At 45.3% G+C, this 24,901-nt stretch carries 23 protein-coding genes; 12 read left to right on the forward strand and 11 right to left on the reverse strand.

Translation table 11 applies throughout. The annotated features are described in order from the left end of the window. The first annotated feature begins 84 nt into the window (after positions 1-84). On the forward strand, positions 85-1,278 hold the full coding sequence (locus tag BN6539_RS17400; protein WP_187375530.1) for a PucR family transcriptional regulator: 1,194 nt from the start codon (positions 85-87) through the stop codon (positions 1,276-1,278). Positions 1,279-1,318: 40 nt separating this feature from the next. On the opposite strand, the gene BN6539_RS17405 is transcribed toward BN6539_RS17400, so the two are convergent. The 3 genes from BN6539_RS17405 to BN6539_RS17415 all read right to left on the reverse strand — a co-directional run bounded on the left by BN6539_RS17405 (position 1,319) and on the right by BN6539_RS17415 (position 3,187). Then, a complete protein-coding gene (locus tag BN6539_RS17405; RefSeq protein WP_067541327.1) occupies positions 1,319-2,065 on the reverse strand; it encodes a hypothetical protein in 747 nt (248 codons plus the stop codon). A 46-nt stretch (positions 2,066-2,111) separates the two neighbouring features. Next, the gene (locus BN6539_RS17410) at positions 2,112-2,354 is read right to left on the reverse strand and encodes an immunity 17 family protein (RefSeq protein WP_242869430.1); all 243 of its coding nucleotides are present in this window, start codon (positions 2,352-2,354) and stop codon (positions 2,112-2,114) included. 212 nt (positions 2,355-2,566) lie between these two features. Then, the gene (locus BN6539_RS17415) at positions 2,567-3,187 is read right to left on the reverse strand and encodes a TetR/AcrR family transcriptional regulator (RefSeq protein ID WP_067541332.1); all 621 of its coding nucleotides are present in this window, start codon (positions 3,185-3,187) and stop codon (positions 2,567-2,569) included. 417 nt (positions 3,188-3,604) lie between these two features. Here BN6539_RS17415 and BN6539_RS17420 point away from each other — a divergent pair, with 417 nt between their 5' ends. The 10 genes from BN6539_RS17420 (at position 3,605) to BN6539_RS17465 (ending at position 13,916) form a co-directional block, all read left to right on the forward strand. After that, the gene (locus BN6539_RS17420; RefSeq protein ID WP_067541334.1) at positions 3,605-4,828 is read left to right on the forward strand and encodes a PucR family transcriptional regulator; all 1,224 of its coding nucleotides are present in this window, start codon (positions 3,605-3,607) and stop codon (positions 4,826-4,828) included. A 287-nt stretch (positions 4,829-5,115) separates the two neighbouring features. Next, positions 5,116-6,120, forward strand: a complete 1,005-nt coding sequence (locus tag BN6539_RS17425; protein ID WP_067541336.1) for a proline racemase family protein — start codon at positions 5,116-5,118, stop codon at positions 6,118-6,120. A gap of 16 nt (positions 6,121-6,136) precedes the next feature. Continuing rightward, positions 6,137-7,123, forward strand: coding sequence for an ornithine cyclodeaminase family protein (locus BN6539_RS17430; RefSeq protein ID WP_067541338.1), 987 nt, complete (start codon positions 6,137-6,139; stop codon positions 7,121-7,123). After that, positions 7,114-7,365, forward strand: a complete 252-nt coding sequence (locus BN6539_RS17435) for a tautomerase family protein (protein ID WP_207645110.1) — start codon at positions 7,114-7,116, stop codon at positions 7,363-7,365. Before BN6539_RS17430 ends, BN6539_RS17435 begins: the two co-directional genes overlap by 10 nt. Positions 7,366-7,375: 10 nt before the next feature. Continuing rightward, entirely contained in the window at positions 7,376-9,043 is a 1,668-nt protein-coding gene (gene ilvD, locus BN6539_RS17440; protein ID WP_067541342.1) for a dihydroxy-acid dehydratase, read from the forward strand. A gap of 35 nt (positions 9,044-9,078) precedes the next feature. After that, complete coding sequence (locus BN6539_RS17445) at positions 9,079-10,281, forward strand: CD0519/CD1768 family membrane protein (protein ID WP_067541344.1); 1,203 nt, start codon at positions 9,079-9,081, stop codon at positions 10,279-10,281. A gap of 50 nt (positions 10,282-10,331) precedes the next feature. After that, positions 10,332-11,519, forward strand: a complete 1,188-nt coding sequence (locus tag BN6539_RS17450; RefSeq protein WP_067541346.1) for a pyridoxal phosphate-dependent aminotransferase — start codon at positions 10,332-10,334, stop codon at positions 11,517-11,519. Positions 11,520-11,694: 175 nt separating this feature from the next. Next, positions 11,695-12,327 (forward strand): cyclodeaminase/cyclohydrolase family protein, encoded by a 633-nt coding sequence (locus BN6539_RS17455; RefSeq protein WP_067541348.1) that lies wholly within the window; start codon positions 11,695-11,697, stop codon positions 12,325-12,327. A 16-nt stretch (positions 12,328-12,343) separates the two neighbouring features. Further along, positions 12,344-13,201 carry a bifunctional 5,10-methylenetetrahydrofolate dehydrogenase/5,10-methenyltetrahydrofolate cyclohydrolase gene (locus BN6539_RS17460; RefSeq protein ID WP_067541350.1) on the forward strand — a complete coding sequence of 286 codons (858 nt, stop codon included), beginning with the start codon at positions 12,344-12,346 and terminating at the stop codon, positions 13,199-13,201. A gap of 181 nt (positions 13,202-13,382) precedes the next feature. Next, positions 13,383-13,916 (forward strand): dihydrofolate reductase family protein, encoded by a 534-nt coding sequence (locus BN6539_RS17465; RefSeq protein WP_067541351.1) that lies wholly within the window; start codon positions 13,383-13,385, stop codon positions 13,914-13,916. Between the two features lie 143 nt (positions 13,917-14,059). On the opposite strand, the gene BN6539_RS17470 is transcribed toward BN6539_RS17465, so the two are convergent. The 8 genes from BN6539_RS17470 to BN6539_RS17505 form a co-directional block, all read right to left on the reverse strand. Next, positions 14,060-15,205, reverse strand: a complete 1,146-nt coding sequence (locus BN6539_RS17470) for a DHHW family protein (protein ID WP_082907594.1) — start codon at positions 15,203-15,205, stop codon at positions 14,060-14,062. An 18-nt stretch (positions 15,206-15,223) separates the two neighbouring features. Next, positions 15,224-16,618 (reverse strand): MBOAT family O-acyltransferase, encoded by a 1,395-nt coding sequence (locus BN6539_RS17475; protein ID WP_067541353.1) that lies wholly within the window; start codon positions 16,616-16,618, stop codon positions 15,224-15,226. Beyond that, positions 16,608-17,069: a DUF4358 domain-containing protein gene (locus BN6539_RS17480; protein WP_082907595.1), complete on the reverse strand. Its 462-nt coding sequence runs from the start codon at positions 17,067-17,069 to the stop codon at positions 16,608-16,610. The genes BN6539_RS17475 and BN6539_RS17480 overlap by 11 nt, the downstream gene beginning before the upstream one ends. Next, positions 17,066-17,764, reverse strand: coding sequence for a GDSL-type esterase/lipase family protein (locus BN6539_RS17485; RefSeq protein WP_182435495.1), 699 nt, complete (start codon positions 17,762-17,764; stop codon positions 17,066-17,068). Before BN6539_RS17485 ends, BN6539_RS17480 begins: the two co-directional genes overlap by 4 nt. A 358-nt stretch (positions 17,765-18,122) precedes the next feature. Then, positions 18,123-19,190: a 3-isopropylmalate dehydrogenase gene (gene leuB / locus BN6539_RS17490; protein WP_067541359.1), complete on the reverse strand. Its 1,068-nt coding sequence runs from the start codon at positions 19,188-19,190 to the stop codon at positions 18,123-18,125. 48 nt (positions 19,191-19,238) lie between these two features. Further along, positions 19,239-19,718, reverse strand: coding sequence for a 3-isopropylmalate dehydratase small subunit (gene leuD / locus BN6539_RS17495; protein ID WP_067541361.1), 480 nt, complete (start codon positions 19,716-19,718; stop codon positions 19,239-19,241). A gap of 2 nt (positions 19,719-19,720) precedes the next feature. Next, complete coding sequence (gene leuC, locus BN6539_RS17500) at positions 19,721-20,983, reverse strand: 3-isopropylmalate dehydratase large subunit (RefSeq protein WP_067541363.1); 1,263 nt, start codon at positions 20,981-20,983, stop codon at positions 19,721-19,723. Positions 20,984-21,051: 68 nt separating this feature from the next. Then, entirely contained in the window at positions 21,052-22,758 is a 1,707-nt protein-coding gene (locus BN6539_RS17505; protein ID WP_067541365.1) for a 2-isopropylmalate synthase, read from the reverse strand. A 465-nt stretch (positions 22,759-23,223) separates the two neighbouring features. Here BN6539_RS17505 and ilvB point away from each other — a divergent pair, with 465 nt between their 5' ends. Continuing rightward, a complete protein-coding gene (ilvB, locus tag BN6539_RS17510) occupies positions 23,224-24,885 on the forward strand; it encodes a biosynthetic-type acetolactate synthase large subunit (protein WP_067541367.1) in 1,662 nt (553 codons plus the stop codon). Positions 24,886-24,901: the final 16 nt, after the last annotated feature.

The raw sequence follows: 24,901 nt of genomic DNA on the forward strand, positions 1-24,901 counted from the left end.
AGAGAGCGATGGATGATATATTTAAATGCAGTAGAATGAAATCGTTAATTGAGGGAGGACACGATGGTTACATGCAGGCAGCTTATGGAACTAGATATATTTCATAACGTAAAACTGAAAGCGGGCAGGAGAGGTCTCGATCGGACTGTGTCCTGGGTATATGCAAAACACACGAAGACCATCACTGAGTGGGTTCACGGCGGAGAATTTATTCTAGTTTCTGGATACGAGTATGGTATAGATGAGACAGAACTGCTGAAACTTGTAGAAGAAGCCGCTCAAAATGACTTATCCGGTATTTTAGTTGAGGGCGGAATTAACTTTAAGGAAATGCCGGTTAGCGTCATTAAAGAGGCAGATGAAAGGGAACTGCCCTTATTCTTTGTACGCGGGGTGATTAGCTTTTTGGATGTCACTCACGATGTTTTGGCGCTTATCATGGAAAACAGATATTTAAAAATACAGAACGTATCCCTGCTGGATAAACTGGTCAATGGGGCGTCATTGAGCCAGAAGGAAGTAGACAATTTGTTCTGCGGCACAGGGATATCGCCCGACTCCTGTTTTATGCTGGCGGTCTTTAAAATCAGCAATTCCGATGCACAATCGGAGCAGCAGACGGCAGACCAGGCAGACGCTCTGATCGGCATCGCCAGAATGCTGCAGAAACACATAGCTTCCTTATTTGAACAACTGGGTAAGAGCACGATTTACAAGTTAAATTTGGCTTCTGTAGATTATTTGCTTTATGCCGACACAGAAGAAGGGCTGATAAAACTTGCAGACGCCTTAAGTCAGATCAATGCCAATGTCAACGCCGAACATCATGACTACGATATTTATCTCTCTTTCAGCAGTATCCTATCGGAGAGTCGTAACGTGTTAAACGGCCTCAATGAGGCGTACTTTACCGGAACCCTTTTGATGAAGAAAATTTTTCCCGATATCAGCAAGCATTTTACAGATATCGGAAGTTACCAGATGCTGTTTTATGCAGAGGATAAAGCAAAATTATTGACTTTCAGGGATCAATATTTACAAAAGCTGTACGAAGCAGATTTAGAAGGCACTTCCCAGTTGATGGAAACCCTGCATGTGTTCCTGCAGCAAGGCGGAAATATGATGCAGACGTCTAAGACATTGTTCATACATAGGAATACATTACAGTATCGTCTCGAACGAATAGAGGCCATTACAGGCAGAAACGTCAATGCCCATGCCGAGCGAAGAGACTTTATAAACGCCTTTTTGATACACGACCTGTTCCCTTATGAATGAATTAATGCTCGTGGGCAAATCTAATCCCCCCCTTAAGACATCAGGCCTGATAGTATTTACCGGGGATGACAGCAAGCTGAATCGGCAGCTGCTTTTTCGGCTGTGCCTCGAGCAAGAACGGTACGATTCCGTCCTCCGGCAGACGATTTCCCGGCAGGATGGTCTGTTTGCCAAATTGATAGGTGACGCACCATGCTTCCGCGCCGTCAGAAAGGGAAGGCCCCAGCGGGAAACAAAACTGGCTCTGATCGTCCCGCAGAATGTCGATGAATTCTCGGCAATCGGCGGGCACGTTAGGGCTTTCTTTCATTTCGCTGATTTTTTCCGCCGTCGCTGTCAGCCACTCTACATCGTAGATATGGGTGCGATCCAAAGCGAACACGAAGACTGCGGGCAGATCGTCCTCTCTGCCGGGGAGCCAAAGGCCGCTGTTGGCCTGCACCACTGCGCCGTAAAGCAAGGGGGCGGTGGCAAACTTTTCACGCCACTTGTCCTTGCCAAAGAGGGGCGCTTTTCCTGCAACATCCTTGAAAAACTCGCTCTCAGTGCTCCGGGGAGTGGAGCGGTAGGAAGTCAATTTGTTCAAATCGGTAGGGACAGCAGTTGCTTTGCGCTGTTCCATAAAGGCGGCCTCCGCAGCCTCCTCCTGTGCTGCGATTTCCGCTTGCTTACAACGGACGGACGACATATCATAGCCCTTTTTCTCCATCTCGGTAATTTCTTCCTCGGTCATGGCAGCCTCCCAGCCGCCAGCCTCTTTTACCAGGTCAAATCCAAACAGTCCCATAATTTAAATCTCCTTTTCTGTATTTTACAATAGCCGCACTAGGCTTTCACATCAGTATCCACAGCACTAGGCCGCATAAGATAATGAGGGCTCCGCTGATCCCTTGAATAACGCGATACCCTTTTTCTCCAAAGTTGCGATAAACAAAGGCCCGAAATCCCAGCACATTTTCGCCCTGCGGATCGCAAACCCATTTCCAGCGAAAGATCGCCCCCAACAGGAACAGTGCACCTGTTACAATGAAAAAAAATTGCCAATTTGCCTGCAGGAAAGGCATAACCCATTCCATAAATCTTGTGTATAGTTCGCTCATGGTTTCCTCTTCTCGATCACTTACGCTGTATTACTCTGCCCTATGTTTACCATGGTCGCAGAAAGATAAAATTAATTACTTTATTGTGATTAAAAGTAATTAAATGAATTATACCTGAACGCAGCGGAAAAATCAAGCCCTTGTCCATAGAAAAACAGCGCATCGTCTAAACGATGCGCTGCGTGTTGTTATTCTTCTGTATCTACCAACGACGCCAGATATCGGGAAAGAGCAGTTACTTGAGCCTGGGCTGTCCGTTCCAGCTCTTCAGAGAAAAAGAACGGGAGTGAGCGAGCAGCCGAATTGTAGATTAGTACCACCGAGAGAATCAGGTTGCCCAGCTCTTTTGGAGTGCATTTTTCCTGTGATATGTGCCAGAGAGAGAGTACTTGTTCATAGAGCCGCACCTGTCCTTGCTGATAGGTAGCGAACTTCTCCGGGCCTAAATGCTTATATACCCACATCTCCTCCTCCTGGGTCATGACAAAGAGATGGTGTTGGCGGCTGTGCGTGACCCGATAAAGAAGCCTCTCGATTTTTTCCTCCGGCGTTATGTCCTGCCTTGCCGCATCCTCCCGAACCACCTGAAGCAAAAGTGGTACTTCATAATTGATAATGTGGATCACCAACTCGGCCAGGGAAGTGTAATAATTGTTGTAGAAAAATGGTTTGGAGATGCCCACAGCTTGGAGAATATCTTGTAGTTTTGTATTTTTTAAGCCTCGCTGGGAGAGCATTTCCAATCCCACCGCCAGCAGATCCTGTCCGACCCGTTCACGATCCTGCTTGGAATAACCTTTCTTTGACATGTCCTCACCGCCTTTATTATTGATCTATCAAACAGTTTACCACAGCGACGTAAAAATGTCATGTGCTCTTTTGGGGGATAATTGACTCCCGCTGTATGACCTTCCTTTTGAAACGAAATTATTCCCTGAAATATAATTTAAAGCCAGCCGTTGTCATTGTGCACTTTGTACAATGAAATCATAAAATGATGTACAAAAAGTTGCAGAGAATCTGTGAAAATTCTTGTGAATAGTGCGAATTGACGATTGAAAGTTGATGAACTATTCTGTTAATAAGTACTAACTGTTACCGTAGAGGCTCATATAATGGGCAAACCATTCAGATGTGCGACCGGCGGCGCTCCCCAGCTTGAAAGAAAAACAAATGGAAAAAGGGAGTCCTTCCGTGAGCATGAGGTCTGATTGAGGGAGAGCGCAATGGTTACATGCAGACAGCTTATGGAACTTGATATATTCCATAACGTAAAACTGAAAGCGGGCAGAAAAGGTCTTGACCGAGCCGTGTCCTGGGTATATGCAAAACACACGAAGACCATTACAGAATGGGTTCACGGCAGAGAATTTATATTAGTATCAGGCTATGAATATGGCATAGACGAAGCAGAACTTCTGAAACTGATAGAAGAAGCCGCTCAAAACAATTTATCCGGTATTTTAGTTGAGGGCGGAATCAATTTTAAGGAAATGCCGGCCAGCGTCATCAAAAAGGCAGATGAAAAGGAACTCCCTTTGTTTTTTGTACGTGGGGTAATCAGTTTTTTAGATGTGACCCACGACGTATTGGCGCTTATCATGGAAAACAGATATTTAAAAATACAGAATGTATCCCTGCTGGATAAGCTGCTCAATGCAGCGTCACTGAGTCAGAAGGAGGTGGATAATCTGTTTTGCGGCACAGGGATATCGCCTGATTCCTATTTTATGCTGGCGGTATTTAATATCAATACTCTCGATACGTTATCAAAGAGACAAACGACAGACCGGGCTGATGTGTTAATCGGCGTTGCAAGAATCTTGGAGAAACACATTTCCTCTCTATTTGAACAAATGGGTAAGAGTACGATCTACAAGGTGAACTTAGATTCTGTAGATTATTTGCTCTATGCCGATACAGAAGAAGAACTGATGGAAGTTGCAGATGCCCTAAGCCAGATCAATGCAAATGTCAACGCTGAACATCATGACTACGATATTTATCTCTCTTTCAGCAGTATTCTATCTGAGAGCCGCAACGTATTAAATGGGTTAAATGAAGCATACTTTACTGGCAACCTGTTAAATAAGAAGATTTTTGCCGAGACCAGCAAGCATTTTTCTGATATCGGAAGCTATCAGATCTTGTTCTATACAGAAGACAAGGCAAAATTATTGGTTTTTAGAGATCGGTATCTAAAGAAACTGTATGAAGCGGATTTAGAAGGCACATCTCAGTTGATGGAAACCCTGCATACGTTTCTGCTGCAGGGCGGAAATATGATGCAGACGTCAAAGACATTATTCATACACCGCAATACATTACAATATCGTCTGGAAAGAATAGAGACGATTACAGGCAGAAACATCAACGGATATCAGGCCAGAAGAGATTTTGTCAATGCTTTTCTAATTCACGACCTGTTCCCCTATCCTGAAGTATTATAATGTAAATATGAATACAAGAAGTGAGAGGGCATCGCGCTAACGGATTTATAATCCACTGGTGCGGTGCTCTTTTTGCCTCTGATTTTTATCAATAAGGCCTTTATGCTGTACATTATGCACAATGAAAACATAAAAAATCATACAAAGTGTTGTAGAGAAACTGTGAAAATCCTTGTGGATAGTGCGAATTGACGGTAAGGGTCTGATGGACTATTCTGTTAATTAATAAATAAACAATCCATGGATCAATAAAAAATGTTATTGCTAAAATTATGGAGGGAATTTAAATGAGATCAGAAAAAACCCTATTTACCGTAGAATCCCATACTATGGGCGAACCACTCAGATGTGTGGTGGGCGGCGCTCCCCAGCTTGCAGGAAAAACCGTCATGGAAAAAAAGGAATACTTCCGCGAGCATTACGACTATTTGAGGCAGGCAATTATGCTTGAGCCAAGAGGCCATAAAGACATGTTTGGTTCTATTTTGACGCCACCGACTATGCCGGAAGCAGATTACGGCGTGATTTTTATGCACGGGCAGGGTTATCATAACATGTGCGGTCACGGAACCATTGCGACATCGACCATTGCAATTGAAACGGGTCTGGTAGAGGTAAAGGAACCCGAAACCATTATTCGTCAGGAGGCTCCTGCCGGTCTGGTAACCATTAAGGCGAAGGTCAAGGACGGCAGAGCGGAACAGATATCCTTTCAGAATGTACCGGCGTTCCTATATAAACAAGATGTTGTGATTAACGTACCGGGTTATGGGGAGATAAAGCTTGACATATCCTTCGGCGGCAGTTTCTTCGCAGTGGTGAATCAAGATCAGCTGGGAATGGAAATCTGCCCAGAAAACGGATCAAAATTTGTGGAAGCAGGGATGGCCATTATCAAAGCGGCCAATAAGCAGATTCAAGTAGTTCATCCGGAACTGCCGGACATCAATACCATCGATCTTTGTGAAATTTACGGACCGGCAAAGTCAGCAGATGCAGACATGCAGAATATCACTATATTCGACTATCAAATCGACCGTTCTCCTTGTGGTACTGGCACCTGTGCAAAGCTGGCTACACTTTATGCGAAAGGAGAACTGGGCGTCAACCAGGACTTTGCTTATGAAAGCGTACTGAAGACAAAATTCACCGGCAGAATTATCGGAGAAACAACAGTCGGCGATTATCCCGCAATTATCCCGCAGATAACGGGCAGCGCTTATATCACAGGGTACAGTCAGTTTATGATCGACCCAGAAGATCCGGTAAAATACGGATTCGCATTAGGCTAGAGGAAGGAGGTCATTTATGCAGCTTTTAAATAAAGCAGATATCGACAAAATATTTTCAATGAAAGAAGCGGTCGAGGCGGTAAAAGAAGCTTTTGCCCTTTATTCTCAAGGTAAGGCTGAAAATCCTCTGAGAACAAACATATACGCTAAAAAATACGAGGGGAATCTCTTATTTATGCCCACCTATGCAGAAGGTGCAGGCTATGCATCTTTAAAGATTATCAATATCTACCCAGAGAATATGATGAAAGGCATACCGACTAGTTTTGCCCAGGTTATCCTGATTGATGCAAAGTCGGGAGATATCATAGCTATGCTGGACGGCACCTACGTTACCCAACTTCGAACAGGAGCCGCCTCTGGCGTATGCTTCGATGTATTGGGTCGGAAAGATGCGAAAATCGGAGCCTTAATAGGAACTGGCGGTCAGGCTCAAACCCAGCTGGAAGCGATGCTTGCGGTTAGAGATCTGGACATCGTCAAAGTACATGACCTCTCCATCGAACGAACAGAGGCCTTTGTAAAAATGATGAAAGAAAGACTTAACGGATATGGCACAGAGATTGTTGCGGCAGCTTCGGCCGACGAGGCTGTAGAGGAAGCAGATCTGCTGATTACTGTAACGCCGTCGAAAAAGCCGGTATTCGACGCATCCAAGTGTAAGGCGGGCCTTACTGTCAGCTGCGTAGGGGCTTATCAGCCTGATATGCAGGAGATGGATCCAAAGATTCTCACTTGTGCAGATAAGATTTTCTTTGATTCTAAAGATGCCGTATTAGAGGAGTCGGGCGATATTCTCATTCCTATGGCCGATGGAACAATCACGGAAAATGATTTCACTGGCGAGATTGGCCAGGTGATTTGCGGCGAGCTTACAGGGCGTGAACATGATGAGGAAATCATCGTCTTTGAAACAGTAGGAATTGGAATGCAGGATCTGGTTACAGCGAAAACAATTTATGAAAAAGCAATCGCTGCTGGAATTGGCACGGCGTGGAAATAGATAAAACAGGAAAGGAGCTGTCTATGCCCCATATCAGTTTATCCCTTTATCCGGGAAGAAGCAGAGCAGAAATTGAAATGATGTGCCGCAATTTACAGCAATGCTTAGTACAAACGGCTGGCTGGAAACCCGACGATATATCCGTATCGGTGGAAGGAATCAGCGCAGAAGCGTTTGCAGCCAAGGTAAAAAGCAAAATGCAGAACGAAACAATCGTTATTTCATCAGATTATATTAGATAGGAGATTCAAAATGGATACTACAAGAAGCTATTGGAACGGAAAAAAAGCAGTTCACAGACGTACGATGATGAAAGGAGCAGGATATTGCGATTGTGATATTAGAAATAAACCTCACATCGGCGTAGCCAACACCTTTATGGAAGGTTCGCCGGGAACAGCGCACCTGCGCACTCTGACAGAGAAGATCAAGCAGGGAATCTGGGAAGCCGGTGGAATTCCTGTGGAGTTCGGTGTACCTGCGACTTGTGGAAACGTAGCAAACGGAGCCCCTGAGCTGAAGTACGAACAGGCGGCAAGAGATATCGTAGCGGCTTCCATCGAATTTGTAGCCAAAGTCCACAATTTTGACGGTCTGGTTACTGTTGCATCTTGTGACAATATCATCGCGGGATGTTATCTGGCAATGGCCAGATTGGATTTACCTGCACTGTGCGTGACAGGCGGTTCCATGACAGCCGGCCTTTACAAAGGAGAAAAGATGGTACAGGCACAGCTTGACGTCGCTGCCCTCAGCGTCGATGATGAAGAGGTCCTGAGTGAAATGGAAGAGTGCGTCTGCCCGTCCTTTGGTGCATGTCCTTCCATGGGAACTGCAAATACCATGCAGATGACAGGAGAAATTCTGAACCTGGTATGGCCGGGAACAGGAACCATTCCATCTATTGACAATCTGAAGCTGAGAAAGTGCAGAGAAGCCGGCAGAGCCATTGTAAAGATGACCATCGAAGATCGCAAGCCTTCTGTTCTCATGACCAGGGAGACCTTCATGAACGCTATCGCATTCGCCATGGCCACTGCCGCATCGACGAATATCGTATTACACCTGATTGCCATTGCCAACGAGCTGGGCATCAAAATCACTTTAGACGACTTTGACCACTATGCAGATAAGATTCCTTGCATTACCGGGGTAATTCCAAGCGGCCCTTATACCGTAGTTGATTTCCACTACGCTGGCGGTCCATTGACAGTAATGAAGATGATCGAAAAGGAAATCTACACAGACGTGCCGACCATGGATGGACGTACATGGAAAGACCTTCTTGCAAATATAGAGGCTAAGAGCTCAGATATTATCAGAACTCTTGATAACCCGCTGTTCGACGAACCGGGACTGAAGATCCTGAAAGGCAACTTATCACCGACAGGCTCCATCGTTCGTCCGACAGGGGTTCCTGCTGAGATGAAGCAGTTTTCGGGCAAGGCGAAAGTATTCAGCAGTGACATGGAATCCTGGGACGCCATTGAGCGCGGAGAAATCAAACCGGGAGACGTAATCGTCATCCGTTATGAAGGCTGCGTAGGCGCTCCAGGTATGACCGAACTCATGTCATCTACGGATGCTCTTCTTGCAAAGGGCCTAGACAAGAGCGTAGGACTCATTTCCGATGCCAGATTCTCGGGCTTCAACTACGGCGCTATCGTCGGACATGTGACACCGGAAGCTGCAAAAGGCGGCTTGATTGCACTGATTGAAGAGGGGGATATCATTACTGTGGATACGGTGAAAGGTACCATCAACCTGGAAGTTCCGGAAGAAATCATCGCAGAACGCAGAAAGAACTGGGTCTGCCCTGAACCAAAGGTGAAAACCGGCCTGCTGGCAATCTATGCAGAAAACTGCAGACCTGCTGATGAAGGCGGAGCCATGCAGCCTTGGGACATTGATTTTAAATAGACGCCGCAGATATTTTGATAATTTTGGAGGAAATCATGGAAAACAATACAGGCAGAATACCTGAAAAACGTGAAAAAGAGTTTGGAATAGGAACGTTTATCTTCCTGATCATATTAATTGGAGCCATCGCTTATATGGCTTCGGTCATGGGCATTGGACCTATGTTTAAGACTTTGCTGAATACAGCGTACAGTGTTCTGATTGAAACCGTTCTTTACATCTGCGCCATCTGCGTCATCATGGGTGCTGTTTCTGCCCTGCTGACTGAATTCGGAGTTGTTGGCCTGGCCCAATGGCTGATTAACCCGATCATGAAACCGCTGTACAACATGCCAGGCGCAGCTTCCTTGGGTATCGTAACCACCTTCCTTTCGGATAATCCGGCAATACTGGCGTTATCGCAGGATGCGAAGACTCGCAAGTACTTTAAGAAATATCAGACGCCTGCCCTGTGCAACCTAGGTACGGCCTTCGGTATGGGTATGATTGTCTGCACTTTCATGCTGGGCCTTGGAACGGAGTTCCTCCCGGCAGTGGCCGCAGGACTTGGCGGATGCGTCATAGGAAGTATCATATCGACAAGATTGATGCAGTTCTTTACCAAGAGACACTATGTGAAAGAAGGCGTCTGGGAAGAAATGCTGGAAATGGAGGAGTTTGATTCTCCTGCAGAACCTACGGAGAACACATCAAAGTCCGAAGAAGTCAAGAAAAAAGGTCTCTTCAGCAGAGTAATGGACTGTCTTCTTGAAGGCGGCAAGCTGGGGTGGCAGATCTGCTTCGCAACGACACCGGGCGTTATCTGTATCTGCACATTGGTCATGATTTTGACCTTTGGTCCGGGAACAGGAGAAGACGGCGTAGCTGCGTATACGGGCGCTGCATATGAGGGAATTGAAGTTCTCCCTAAGCTGGGGGATCTGATTTCACCGGTCACGAAAGTATTATTCGGCTTCCAGGATGGAAGCAATATCGTAGTTCCCATCACTTCACTGGGTGCTGTAGGCGCAGCCATCGGCATGATTCCGCAGATGGTTACAAGCGGCCTCGTGGGAGCAAATGAAATCGCAGTATTTACTGCAATGGGTATGTGCTGGTCAGGTTATCTGAGCACACACGTTTCTATGATGGACGCCCTGGGCAGAAGAGAGTTGATTCCATCCGCTTTGATTTCTCACACCATCGCCGGACTATGCGCAGGCGTTTCCGCTCACTACATATTCCTTCTCGTAGGCTAGTCATGAGAAGAGAACGCAACGAAAGACACGAACATTAACAGGAGGCAGAAATGAACGAATATTTAAGTTCCAAAATGGACGTCTTTTCAGGGGATAAAGGATTGTTTGCAATCTACGACATCTCGACAAAACTGGAAAGAAGCGGACAGAAAATTATACATATGGAGATCGGCAAACCTGACTTTGACACTCCTAAGGCCATTAAAAAGGCGGGAATTCAAGCCATTGAGGAAGGCGTTGTGCAGTATGCGCCTCCTGGCGGGATTTTCGAACTAAAAGAAGCCATTACCGATTGGACACAGAGAAAATACGGATTGGAGTACGATCCTGAAAGTGAACTGCTGATTACGGTCGGCGCAAGTGAAGCGATTCATCTGGTTTGGAGCGGATTATTGGATCACGACGAAGAGGTGATGATTCCAAGTCCCTACTACGGTTCCTACGTATATCAGGTGGTTTCTGCAGACGCAAAATACGTTGAGGTGCCAGTCTTAAAGGACGGAGATATCAGGTACGATATTGCCGAATTCGAAGCGAGAATTACAGATAAGACCAAAATATTGCTGATCAATTCTCCCAACAATCCGACCGGATATGTGATGAGCGATGAAGAGATGCAGGCAGTTGCTGACTTCGCCATAAAGCACGACCTGATCGTGGTGTCAGACGAATGTTACGACCACTTCGTATTCGACGGTGAGTTCAAGAGCATTGCAACACTGCCGGGAATGAAAGAACGGACCCTGGTGGTCAATTCTACCTCGAAGACCTTCTCTATGACAGGATGGCGAGTCGGCTATATACTGGGTGATGCGGGCATTATCGGCACGCTGCAGAATATTCACGAGCATCTGGCCATCTGTCCTACATCCTTTGCCCAGCAGGGCTCCATCGCGGCGTATAAACAGGAACTTCCGGAGACGAAGGTCATGGTGGACGAGTACAGGAAAAGAAGAGAGTACATTATCGGCGCTCTTGACAAAATTGAAAAGCTGTCCTTTTATGAACCGCAGGGCGCTTTCTATGTATTCATAGACGTCAGCAAAACGGGACAGAGCGGAGCTGACTTCTGTCTGGGTCTGCTGAACAAGAAAGGCGTTGCCACGGCTTCAGGAGAGTCCTTTGGAAAACAGTGGGTTGATTATATCAGAATCTCCTATTGCTGTTCCATGGACGATATCCAGAAAGCCATGGAGTTGATTCAAGAATATATAGACGAGATAGAGAAGCTACAGTAATCATGAAGTTACCTGATAATTTCGGTCTCATATAAACGGAGTAAGGAGTTGGAGCAAGCGCTTCAGCTCTTTACTTCGTTTATATTTAAATACAGACTGCTGGCGTTTTGTGCTCATTGACTTTCCTATAGAAAAAAGATAAAATAGAGTATCAAACATAGGAAGGTGAATGCAAATGAATTTTACAGATATGAGCTGCAAAGAGTTTACAGAGGTTTTAGCGAGCAAAGCGCCTGTTCCCGGCGGCGGCGGCGCATCTGCCCTGGCAGGCGCTTTAGGTACTGCCTTGGGCAGTATGGTCGGCCAGTTGACCTTGGGTAAGAAAAAGTATGCCGAGGTAGAGTCGGACATCAAAGTCTTGATGGAGAAGGCCTCTAAACTGCAGATGGAGCTTTTAACCCTGGTAGAAAAGGATGCAGAAGTATTTGAGCCTTTGTCAAAAGCCTACGGCATGCCCAAAGAAACCGAGGCGGAAAAAGCGAAGAAAGAGGGGGTCATGGCAGTGGTTCTGAGGGAGGCAGCAGAAGTGCCTCTGGAAATCATGCGCAAATGTTGTGAGGTCATCGACCTGCAGGCTGAATTTGCGGCGAAGGGCAGTCGTCTGGCCGTCAGTGATGCGGGAGTGGGCGTCATTTTCTGTAAGTCCGCATTACAGGGCGCCAGTCTCAACGTCTTTATCAATACGAAGTCCATGAAGGACCGGCAGTTAGCAGAGAAAATCAACAGTGAAGCAGATGAAATGCTCTGCGAATATACTGTGAAAGCAGATGAAGTTTTCGCCTCCGTATTCCACCAGCTGAGAAAATAGACTAGAAAGGAACACTATGGAAAAAGTATTAAAAGGAAAAATCGTTGCAGATGCTATCAATCAAGGAATTTTGAACAGGATGCCGGCCCTGTATGAACGCGGGATCGTACCGACACTTGCCATCGTCAGAGTTGGTGAAAATCCTAGTGATATCGCCTATGAAAATGGGGCGGTAAAGAAGGCGAAGACGCTGGGGCTTCAACCAGAAAAGTTTATCTGTCCTGCCGATATCGATCAGAGAGATTTGATTGAAGTCATCAAAGCAATTAACAATGATGAGAAAATTCATGGAATTTTACTCCTGCAGCCGCTTCCCGAATCAATTGATGCAGACGCAGTCAGAAACACGCTTTGTCCGGAAAAAGATCTGGACTGTATTTCTGACGCTTCTCTCTCTCGCTTGTTTCTTGGCGAAACAACAGGTTTTGCTCCCTGCACGGCGGAAGCCTGCATCGAAATTCTCAAATATAATCATATTGAAATAAAAGGGAAAAAAATAGTGGTAATCGGCAGAAGCATGGTGATTGGAAAGCCAGTGGCCATGATGCTTCTTAAAGAGAACGCCACCATTACGATCTGCCATACGAAGACAGCAGAAGCAGATTTGAAGGATCTCTGCCGGGGAGCGGATATCGTTATCGCGGCAGCGGGTCATGTCGGTACCCTGACGGCGGATATGGTCAGCCCTGGACAAGTAATCATCGATGTAGGGATTAACTTCAACGAAGAAGGTAAAATGCTGGGAGACGTAGATTTTGAGGCTGTCAGCAAGATTGCCGCTGCAGCTACGCCAGTTCCCGGCGGTGTAGGCAGCGTAACCACCACGCTTTTAATGAAACACCTGGTGGAGGCTGCTGAAAGAACAGTAAAATAAAGCCGCTGAGCAAATCACATCTAATCCATCATACAAATCGGGGCAAACGCCTTCGACTGCATCGCCGCCATGGAAATCTTTCAGGAAGGATAATTTTCTGCAATGCATTAATATTCATATTGACGAAATTTTATTTATGGAGTACAATACTAAACAGTATAAATAAAATGGAGGAAAAAATATGAAGCGGAAAGTAATCTTGTATATGGCGGTAAGCCTTGATGGATATATTACAGACAAAGACGGCCGTACCAATTGGCGTAATGGTGAAAGTGAGTTTTACCAGGGCGATTACGGTAAGAGTGGTTTTCTCTCTATCGTAGACACCGTCATCATGGGAAAAAATACTTACAAGAAAATCATGGACAAGGAGGGTGCTGACAACTGGCCATACAAGGATATGACCACCTATGTCATCACCCATTTGCCGGATGAGGATACGGAAGCGATTAAATTTGTCAACACAAGAATGAGTACTTTCTTACAGAAGTTATTACAGGAAGAGGGTAAGGATATCTGGATCTATGGCGGTTCTGATATCGCTAACCAGGTCATCAGAGAGAACATGGTAGACGAATATCATCTGACCATTCACCCGATCATTCTCGGCGGCGGCGAGAGATTATTTAACGACAAGAACAAAGAAATCAAGCTGCACCTTGTAAAGAATGTGGCGAAGAACGGGGTCATCGACTGCCTCTATGAGAAACAATAGTCATAAAGAAAACGCACACTTCGTGATATGAGGTGTGCGTTTTGCATGGGCATCTTATACGACGCGTTCCAAGCCAGCCATAGGCTGGGGAACGCCAGCATAAATTCTGTCACGCAAATCGCCTTGGCTCTTTGGACAGAATATTATGAGCTGAGCATCATTTCGAGGGAATTGTCGTTGAAGAACGTATTTGCATTGTAGAGGAACATCACTTCTGTGATTTCCTCCGCTTTGATAATATCATCGATATTATCGAAGAAATATCTAGGGTCCACTACGACAATTTCTCTGTAGCTCTGTGCCAGGAAAGGTATAAAGCTGTTGGCATAAGAATCCTTGACCAGAAGCAGTCTCTTCGATGATTTGGTCGGTGTTTTGATGGTATACATCGGGTGGTTGCTGCCGCCAAAAACAGTGTAGGCGTCTTTGGTATCCAAATTATCCAGCTGATAAAATTCCGTGGTCTTTGTCTTTGTATCCGCATAGTAGATGACAGAGTTGTTATAGTCCTTATCTTTATACGGCATGTAGATTTTGATTGCGTCGTTGACACCGTTGACAAAGCCGCTCTTTGAAGCCAGTGTGCCGCGGAAATCATTCTTTACTACGTAAGGTTTGTAGGTCACCTCGTCTGTCAGCTTCATCTTTTTAACTGCCTGCTTATAAGCTAAATAGGCGCCGTCGGTGGTCCAGTGATGGTCTGTTCTATAGTAAATTTGTGTATCTTCCGTGTGTTTTGCAAAAGTATCCCGCACGTCGATCGGTGTGTAACCGTAACGCTTGATCTCCTTGAAAAATTTATCCATGGACTGATCTTGATCGTTGAGCCTTGTAAAATTAGGCAGCTTCTCTTCTAAGATATTTCCTGCATTGGGAGCCAGCAGAAAAAAGGCGTCTAGTTTTTTGTATTGCCTTTTAAATTGTTTCAGACTGGAGAGGGTGTTCTCCAGCAATTTATCGCTCGGAACTGTCAATTCTTCCATCAAGTAATTATCTTTACAGCGATAGACTCCGTTAGACTCCAGCTTTCCGGCTGTGACGTCAGCGGTCGCCTTGATTTTAATAAAGGCATTGCGCAGCAGGAATTGATCGTTGACGTAAGTCTCTAATTTGCTCTCGTAACGGCCTTCCATATAATTTGAAAGAGAGAATTCAGGTTTCTCTTGCAATACCCGGTTTTCTTCCTCAGAAAAGCCTTTGTCCGGCGTAAAGATATTAATGATGAAGGTCACTGCGAGGAGTACAATGAAGCATAATCCCAGAATAGACGACATCGCTTTTTTGTTCATTTGTAATTCCTCCTCTCCTTAGAATCTAAAGTACAGGAATGGGTTGTAGCTGCTGAAAATCAGATAAGCTGTAGCCAAAACCAGTACTAACAAAATCATTATAATAGCAATCACTGCATTCTTTTTGCACAAAATATTGAACTGCTTCATCGGCTCCGGCGTAGACGTCAGGCATCCGATGGCAAGCAGAATCAAATTCGTTCTCAGCAAATAGAGCGTATAGGTGTTGGCAAAAGGTACGCCGCCCATGCAGAACAAGACCTTCAGGTATTCTAAGGCTGCTGAAAGATCTGTACTGCTGAAGAAAACCCAGCCGATCATGACGATAATCATGGCATAAAGATGCTGTGCCCAGGTCGGGGCTTTTTCTATATATTTTCCAATCAGGTACTTTTCCAAGATCAGAAGTACGCCGTAATACAGTCCCCAGACGACGAAATTCCAGCTGGCGCCGTGCCAAAGCCCTGTCAGCGACCACACGACCAAAAGATTGATGATATGCCTGTGCACGGAAACACGATTACCACCCAACGGAATGTAAACGTACTCTCTAAACCAGGTGGAAAGAGACATATGCCACCTGCGCCAAAATTCCGTGATGGTCTTTGAAATATAAGGATAGTTGAAATTCTCCATAAATTCAAAACCAAACATCCTTCCAAGACCGATAGCCATATCGGAGTAGCCGCTGAAATCAAAGTAAATCTGTAAAGTGTAAGCGATAATGCCAATCCAGTAGGTCAGCACGGAAACCTGACTGTCCGATACGGCCATAATCTGCGTATAAATCGCTCCCAGATTATTGGCCAGAATGACTTTTTTGCCGAGGCCGAGAAGGAACCGCATGGTGCCGTCACCAAATTTTTCTAAGGTTACATGCCTTTCATCCAACTGCTCTGCGATGTCCTTGTATTTTACGATAGGACCGGCAATGAGCTGCGGAAACAGAGAAAGGTAGAGCGTAAACTTTAAAGGGTTTACCTGCACTTTTACATTTCCTCTGTATACATCAAAGATGTAGGAAAGAGCCTGGAAGGTATAGAAGGAGATACCAATGGGCAGCGCTAAAGCGGTGTATTTGATATCTGTACCGAGAATTCCATTGACGGTATCCATCAGGAATCCGTAATATTTGAAAAAGGAAAGAATGAAAAGGTTTACGACTACTGTAAATATAAGAGTCGATTTACCTGAACTCTGATGGACTTTCGCTCTTCCAATATCGATGGCCATAAAATAGTTAAATATGGCGCTGAAAATCATTAAAAATACATAAACAGGCTCTCCCCAGCTGTAGAAAAAAATGCTGGCGATGAGGAGCACGATATTCTTTGCTTTTTTCGGTACGACGAAATAAGCTAGCAACACGATAGGCAGAAAGTAGAAGAGGAATACAATGCTGCTAAATAGCATCTTTGAACACCTCCTCATACTTTTCCGGAGTTTTGCTGACACAGTAGAACAGATAGTTGCCTTTTGTCGTTACAATGGCGTTTTTCAGCATCGCCACCTGTTCTGGTCCATAACCTTCAAAGGTCTTAATCTGTGAAGCGATTCTAGCGTCGACCGCATCTTTTACTGATGTCAGGTCGTCCTTGCTGTGTGCTTTTACAACCAGTACTTCTTCGACGCTGAGCGCTTCTTTTCCTTTATAAAAGATATGTGATTCGTACTGTTCGTAGTCAAGTCCGAAAAACTGCATCAGGTTGCGGTTATCGCATTTGGCCATTTTCTCTATATTTGTTTTTTCTTTTAACTGGTTCTCTATATCCTCCATAGGCAGGTCCTTTGCATTTCCATCAGCGTAAACCATTGCAAGGAATCCGACCAAAACAACGACGAAAACTATTTTCTTTGTCATCATAACCCCGCTTTCAATATCATGTTATTCATCCAGAGTGGGTAGAATTCGGATACAACGTGAATTCCGTCTCCTGCATAATAGTTTGGATGATCTTCAATGATATAACTATTGTCAATATAAGTTAATTTTAAGTCCTTGCACATCTCTTTCAGCCCATTGTTGAATTTTTTGTAGTTTGATAAAATTGTATTCTTTGCAATGGCGTCCTTAGATGGCGGGGTAATTCCGTTGATTAAAATTCTCGTGTCTGGAGAAGTTTTTTTGAATTCTTTGATTAACTTTGTATATTTTTCGATAAACAAATCTGCGTTTCCGGAGTAGTTTCCCATATCGTTCATACCGAAAGACATAAAGGCAAACTTAGGGTAGGTATTTGCGGCAGATGAGAATAAATCGTCTCCTGAAATGATCGACGCGCCGATTTTACAGAAAACCTGATCACTGCCAAGATAACCATAATCCACCAGACCTTCTGTGATGGAATCGCCGAGAATGACGCTGGTGCCAAAGATTTTTCTGTATTGCGCTTTTGTCAGTCTTTTCGTGACATCAAAAGTTCCCCTGGCTTCTGTTGTCTCAAGTTTTTTGATCTTTGATTCCACTGTGGTCACTTTTGAGTAATCGAAAGTGGAAATCGCCGACAAATTGGTATTAATTGTCTTTGAACTGTAGTCGGCGGAGCTGTTCTTTTTCATAAAATTTATAAAAAATAGACTTACCAGTATCAGTAAGACTAAGATAAAGATCAAATATTTCTTACCATGTGTTTTTCTTGCTTGCGTTTTTACTCTCATTTTTTCCCATTCCCTTTCAAATACTTAAATAAAGATTACCTATATAATAATAGCAAAAAAAAAGTAAAAATCAATAGATAGAGGGGACTTTTTTCTTAATAATTCTTAAGGTATATTTTGCCCGAAAATTGACTTTTATGTTAACTAGGAGTGGAATGTTGGCAGAAGGTTTTTCTTGACAGGTGTCTACTGAATGATGTAAATATGCAATATAAAAAGACTTTGCCGCCGGTTACGGAGCAAAGTCTTTTTTTCCTCATTAGATTAATGAAGCGATTTTATCACCGGTTTCTTTCGTACCGATAGATTCTTTTCCGGCGCAGATGTCAGGTGTTCTGTAGCCTGCGGCTAAGAACTTTTTGACGGCCTCTTCGATATCGTCTGCTTCTTGAGATAATTCGAAAGTATATCGCAGCATCATGGCCACGGAAAGAATTGTGGCGATAGGGTTTGCCAGATTTTGTCCCGCAATATCTGGAGCAGAGCCGTGGACTGGTTCATACATTCCGAAGTTACCAGTTGCTAAGCTGGCAGAAGGCAGCATACCGATGGAGCCGGTAATCTGGCTTGCCTCATCGGACAGAATATCGCCGAAGATATTGCTGGTCACTAAGACGTCAAACTGCTTTGGATTTCTCACAAGCTGCATGGCAGCGTTGTCTACATAGAGGTTTTCCAATTCTACTTCAGGATAGTTTTTCCCGACTTCTGCAACAACTCTTCTCCAGAGTCTTGAACTTTCTAAAACGTTGGCCTTATCCACGCTGGTCACTTTCTTATTTCGCTTCATGGCCATGTCAAAGGCGACTGCGGCAATTCTTTTAACTTCACCTTCCGAATACTGCTCAATATCGTAGGCAGCAGGTCCCATGTCCGTTTTTTTTGTGCCTTTTTCGCCAAAGTAGATGCCGCCGGTCAGCTCTCTGACGACGACGATATCAAGACCTCCGTCTATAATCTCTGGCTTGAGAGGGGAGGCGTCGGCAAGTTCGTCAAAGACCATAGCAGGTCTCAGATTTGCGAAGAGTCCCAAGGCCTTTCTGAGACCGAGAAGGGCTCTCTCCGGTCTTTCGTCGCCTGGAAGGTCATCCCATTTGGGACCGCCTACTGCACCAAGCAGAACTGCATGGCTGCCTTTGCAGATATCTACTGTATCCGTCGGCAGGCATTTGCCTGTTGCATCGATGGCAGCGCCGCCGGCCAGTACGTAATTGTAGTGAAAGGTGTGTCCGTATTTTTCGCCGATCTTGTCGAGGACTTTAATGGCTTCGGTCACCACTTCCGGACCGATCCCATCGCCTTTGACTACGGCTATATCGTAATTCATATCTTCCTCCATTTGCTTGTCTTTTTTCTGTCAGGCGGTGACGGCTGACTATTTAATACTGTTCAGCAGGCCGCCTTTTGCAATCATGTCTTTGATGAAATCAGGGAAGGGCAGAGCCTGGTAGGTTTCTTTTTTAGTAACATTGGTGATGATTCCAGTGTTGAAATCGACTTCTACTGTATCTCCGTTTTCAATGCTTTGGCTGGCCTCTGCACATTCTAAAATGGGCAGACCGATATTGATGGAGTTTCTGTAGAAGATTCTGGCAAAGGTAGTTGCAATGACGCAGCTTACACCACAGGTTTTTAGAGTTGCCGGCGCGTGTTCTCTGGAGGAGCCGCAGCCGAAATTTTCGCCTGCGACGACGATGTCTCCTGTTTTCACCTTGTTTACAAAGTCAGCGTCGATGTCTTCCATACAGTGGCTGGCCAATTCTTCAGGGTCATGAATATTGAGATATCTTGCCGGAATAATGACGTCTGTATCAACGTTATTTCCGTATTTATGTACTGTTCCTTTTGCGTCCATGGTTAAACTCTCCTTTCAGGTGCCACAATTTTTCCAGCGATTGCAGAGGCTGCCGCTACCGCAGGGCTGGCCAGATATATTTCCGATTTAGTATGTCCCATTCTGCCTACAAAATTTCTGTTGGTGGTGGAAACGCAACGTTCGCCTTCGGCCAGGATACCCATATGGCCGCCCATGCATGGGCCGCACGTAGGTGTTGAAACGACACAGCCTGCGTCGATGAAGGTTTCCAGGTAGCCAAGTTTGATGCATTCCTTATAAATCTGCTGGGTTGCAGGGACGATAATGCACCTGACATCGGGATGAACTTTTTGACCTTTTAGAATCTCTGCCGCAATTCGCATGTCAGAAAGCCGTCCGTTGGTGCAGGAGCCGATAACCGACTGCTGAATAGGTACATCGCCGACCTTGTCTATGGTTCTGCTGTTTCCTGGCAGATGTGGGAAGGCGACAGTCGGTTTGAGAGTACTGAGATCAATATCGTAAACCTGATCGTATTCTGCGTCTGAATCAGCTTCATAGATGGTATACTCTCTGTCTACCCGGCCTTCCATGTAATCTTTCGTAGTCTTGTCTACCGGGAAGATGCCGTTTTTGCCGCCAGCCTCGATAGCCATGTTGCAGATTGTGAATCTGTCATCTATGGACAGGGAAGCGACGCCGGGTCCAGTGAACTCCATGGATTTGTAAAGAGCACCGTCTACACCGATCATGCCGATAATGTGGAGAATCACGTCCTTACCACTGACATCCTCTTGCAATTCTCCCGTAAGGTTAAACTTCAGGGCGCTTGGCACTTTGAACCAGGTCTGTCCTGTAGCCATTGAGGCAGCCAGATCAGTAGAACCTACGCCTGTGGAGAAAGCGCCTAAGGCACCATAGGTGCAGGTGTGAGAATCTGCGCCTACGATGATTTCCCCGGCTGCTACCAGGCCTTTCTCTGGCAGGAGAGCGTGTTCAATGCCCATGGTTCCCACATCATAATAATGGTCGATATCAAATCTCTTTGCAAAAGTTCTGCATGTTACACACTGTTCTGCACTTTTAATATCTTTATTGGGTGTAAAGTGATCCATGACTAGCGCGATTTTGCTCTTGTCAAAGACTTCCTCAAAGCCTGCATCGTCAAATACGTTGACGGATACGGAGCCGGAAATGTCGTTGGCAAGAAGCATATCCACTTTGGCAGTGATTAATTGTCCGGGCACTACATTATCAAGGCCGGCGTGTGCGGCCAAAATCTTTTGTGTCATTGTCATTCCCATAATTTTTTACCTCCTAATGAAGCCCCCTCAATTTGGGAAACAAATTGCAGGAAACTTCTTCTTATTTTCTATTTTACGAAATGTATTTTTTTGTTCATTCTGTTCAGTGCGCTGACGAGAGCATTGACTGATGCCAGGATGATGTCGGCATGGGTTCCGATACCCCAGTACTGGTTACCGGCTTTGTCAGCGATGCAGACATAAGCGGCGGCCTTGGAGTTGGAGTCAGAACCGATAGCGTGCTCTGAATAGGTGATGAATTTATAGTCAAAGTGGTACTGCGTCTTTTTCAGGGCGTTGCTGACTGCGTCAAGACGTCCGTTTCCTTCCGCCTCCAGATTGAAGGGTTCTCCGTCGATGACTACTCTCATTCTCACGCCCACGCTGTTGGCTTCTTCCGATTTTGTCGAAGAAAAATGGCTGAACATAGCTTCAGTGATATCGATTGGAGTAAAATCGTTGATATACTCTTCTTCAAAGGCCGTAAAGATTTCGGCAGGGGAAAGCTCCTCATGACGCTTATCGGAAATATCCTTCATCATATATCCTACTTCTGCTCTCATGGCCTTTGGAATCACGTACCCATAGTCGCGTTCAATGATGTATGCGATGCCGCCCTTGCCGGACTGACTGTTAATCCTGATGACGTCGCCTTCATATTCTCTGCCCACATCGTGAGGGTCGATCGGGAGATAAGGCACGGTCCATCTGGACGGATCCATCTCTTCTCTCCATTTCATACCCTTGGCGATAGCGTCCTGATGAGAACCGGAGAATGCTGCAAATACCAGGTCGCCCGCATAAGGCTGACGAGGATTGACCTTCATACCGGTATATTTTTCGTATATCTCAACAGCCTGCGGCATATTGGTAAAGTCCAGCTCAGGATCGACGCCGTGGGTGAACATATTCATGGCTAAAGTCACAATGTCGACGTTTCCCGTTCTTTCACCGTTTCCAAAGAGGGTTCCTTCAATTCTGTCGCCGCCGGCCAAAAGTCCTAACTCTGCATCGGCCACGCCGGTGCCTCTGTCGTTATGAGGATGGAGGGAAACGACGACGTTCTCTCTGCTATGAAGATGCTTACACATGTATTCGATTTGATTTGCGAAGACATGGGGCATGGACATCTCTACGGTAGCCGGCAAGTTGATGATCACCTTGTTATCAGGCGTCGGCTGCCAGATATCTATTACTTCGTTACATATATCTTTTGCAAATTCCATCTCTGTTCCAGTGAAGCTTTCTGGGGAATATTCAAATTGGAACTGTGTCTCAGGAAATTTCTGAGCATATTCCTTCATTAATATAGCGCCGTCTTTTGCAATCTGGATGATTTCTTCTTCAGAGGCTCTGAACACCTGCTGTCTCTGCGCAAAAGAAGTGGAGTTGTATAAATGTACGACTGCTCGCTTAGCACCTTTCAGTGACTCAAATGTTTTATCTATGATGTGTTTTCTCGACTGTGTCAAAACCTGAACGGTTACATCGTCAGGAATCATGTCGTCTTCGATTAATCTTCTTAAGAATTCGTATTCTGTTTCTGACGCGGCTGGAAAGCCGACTTCAATTTCTTTAAATCCTATGAAAACCAGGAATTGAAAGAATTCCAACTTTTCTTCTAAACTCATGGGTACAATCAGCGCCTGATTACCGTCGCGCAGATCTACGCTGCACCATCTGGGCGCTTTTTCGATGTGATTTTTCTTTGGCCATTCCATTTCAGCCATAGGGGGATTAAAATAACCTACCCTGTACTTGTCGTAATTTTTCATTGCTGTAACCTCCGCATTTCATATAATGATCATTTTGAGTGACAAGAAAATCGTCTCTTCGGCGATTTTTACTAAATCACTAAAGAGACGAAAACACAATTCTTATTGATTGCTTCCGCGGTACCACTCTTTTTGACATAATCTAATTATATGCCCTCTCGTTTTAGTCGCTCAGGGGTGAGACATTATATAAAGGTTTGCGATCTTCCACCAATCGGCCGCTCTCTGTAAAACCTTTGCATATAATTTATTCCCGTCATTGCAACTTTTTAAATTTATGCTATGATAATAATATAAATGAAGAAGAGCTCGATGTCAACCTAAATTTGTGTTCAATCTTAATTATTGGTGCATTTTTTTGTGAACAAATAACAAAAAGAGTTGACTTTTATAGTGCGAAGACTATAATAGATATATGGGCTACGGAGGTTAGCCCGTTTAATGCTAGAGAAAAGGAGAGAGAGTATGAAAATGACAGGATCACAAGTAGTGGCAGAAGTATTGCTTGATCATGGCGTTGACACTGTCTTTGGATATCCAGGAGGAACGGCTCTGAATATCTATGACGAACTATACAAATACAGCGATAGGATTAAGCATGTTCTCACTGCGCATGAACAGGGTGCTGCACATGCTGCCGACGGGTACGCAAGAGCCACGGGGAAAACCGGCGTGGTCTTTTCTACCAGCGGTCCAGGTGCTACCAATCTGGTAACCGGTATCGCGACGGCATTCATGGATAGCATTCCAATGGTCGCTATTACGGCCAACGTGCCTGATTCCCTGATCGGTCGCGATACGTTTCAGGAAATTTGTATCACGGGAGTCACACTGCCGATTACAAAGCACAATTACTTTGTAAATAGAATAGAAGATCTTGAACCGGCCCTCAGAGAGGCGTTTAAGATTGCAAATAGCGGGAGAAAGGGTCCTGTCCTCGTGGACATTACCAAGGACGTAACTTCCGCGAGCATTGAATATACATCAAAACCGCCGTTAGAACTGAAACCACGCCCCGTCATGGAGCGAGACGACATCGCGGCAATCGTTAAGCTGATTAATGCTGCAGAGAAGCCGGTCGCTTATATCGGAGGAGGCGTCGTAGCATCGGACTCCTGTAAGGAACTGACTGCATTGCTGGAGAAGGCGGACATTCCAGCCACCTATACTTTGATGGCAGCAGGCGTTGTAGGATACGACAGTGACCTTAACCTGGGTCTGATCGGCATGCATGGCAGCGTAGCCGCCAACAGAGCCATCGACCAGGCTGATTTGGTCATCGCATTTGGCGCTAGATTCAGCGACAGAGTCGCACTGAATCCAGATAAATTTGCAAAGCGGGCAAAGATCGTACAGATCGACATAGACCGCAGCGAAATCAACAAGAACGTCATGGTTGACAAGTGCTGTGTCGGTGATATCAAGGAATTCATTACCAGGGCGCTGCCATATATAGAGGAACAGAATCACACAGAATGGCATGAACGTGTTGTGGGCTGGAAGAAGAAAGAGCGGATTGTCAAGTCGCCGGATTGCAAACTTCATCCACAGGAAGTCCTATCTACCATTTGTGATATGACCGATGAAGATACGATTTATGTTACTGATGTTGGACAACACCAAATGTGGGCAGCCCAATATCTCAAACATAACAAAGCCAAGAAGTTCATTACCAGCGGAGGCCTGGGCACCATGGGATTCGGCTACGGTGCGGCCATTGGCGCACAAATGGGATGTCCCAAGGACAGAGTCATTCATATCACAGGTGACGGCTCTTTTCATATGAATCTCAATGAGGCTTGTACTGCGGTCAGTGAGAACCTGCCGGTCATCACAGTTATTATGAACAACCGAGTTCTGGGAATGGTTTACCAATGGCAGACTATATTTTATGAGAACAGGTATTCCAATACAACGCCTGAGAGAAAGACCGATTTTGTCAAGCTGGCAGAAGCTTTTGGCGCAAAAGGCTACAGAGCAGAAACCGTGGAGCAGTTTGAGGCGGCGATGGAAAAAGCGCTGCAGTCCGATGGACCAGTCTGGATTGACTGTCTGATCTCGAGAGAAGAACGGGTACTTCCGATGATTCCGGGAGGAAAGACCGTCGAAGATATGATTATCGATTAGGAAGGAGGACGCGAAG

The organism is Emergencia timonensis, assembly GCF_900086585.1.
GTDB classification, from domain to species: domain Bacteria; phylum Bacillota; class Clostridia; order Peptostreptococcales; family Anaerovoracaceae; genus Senimuribacter; species Senimuribacter timonensis.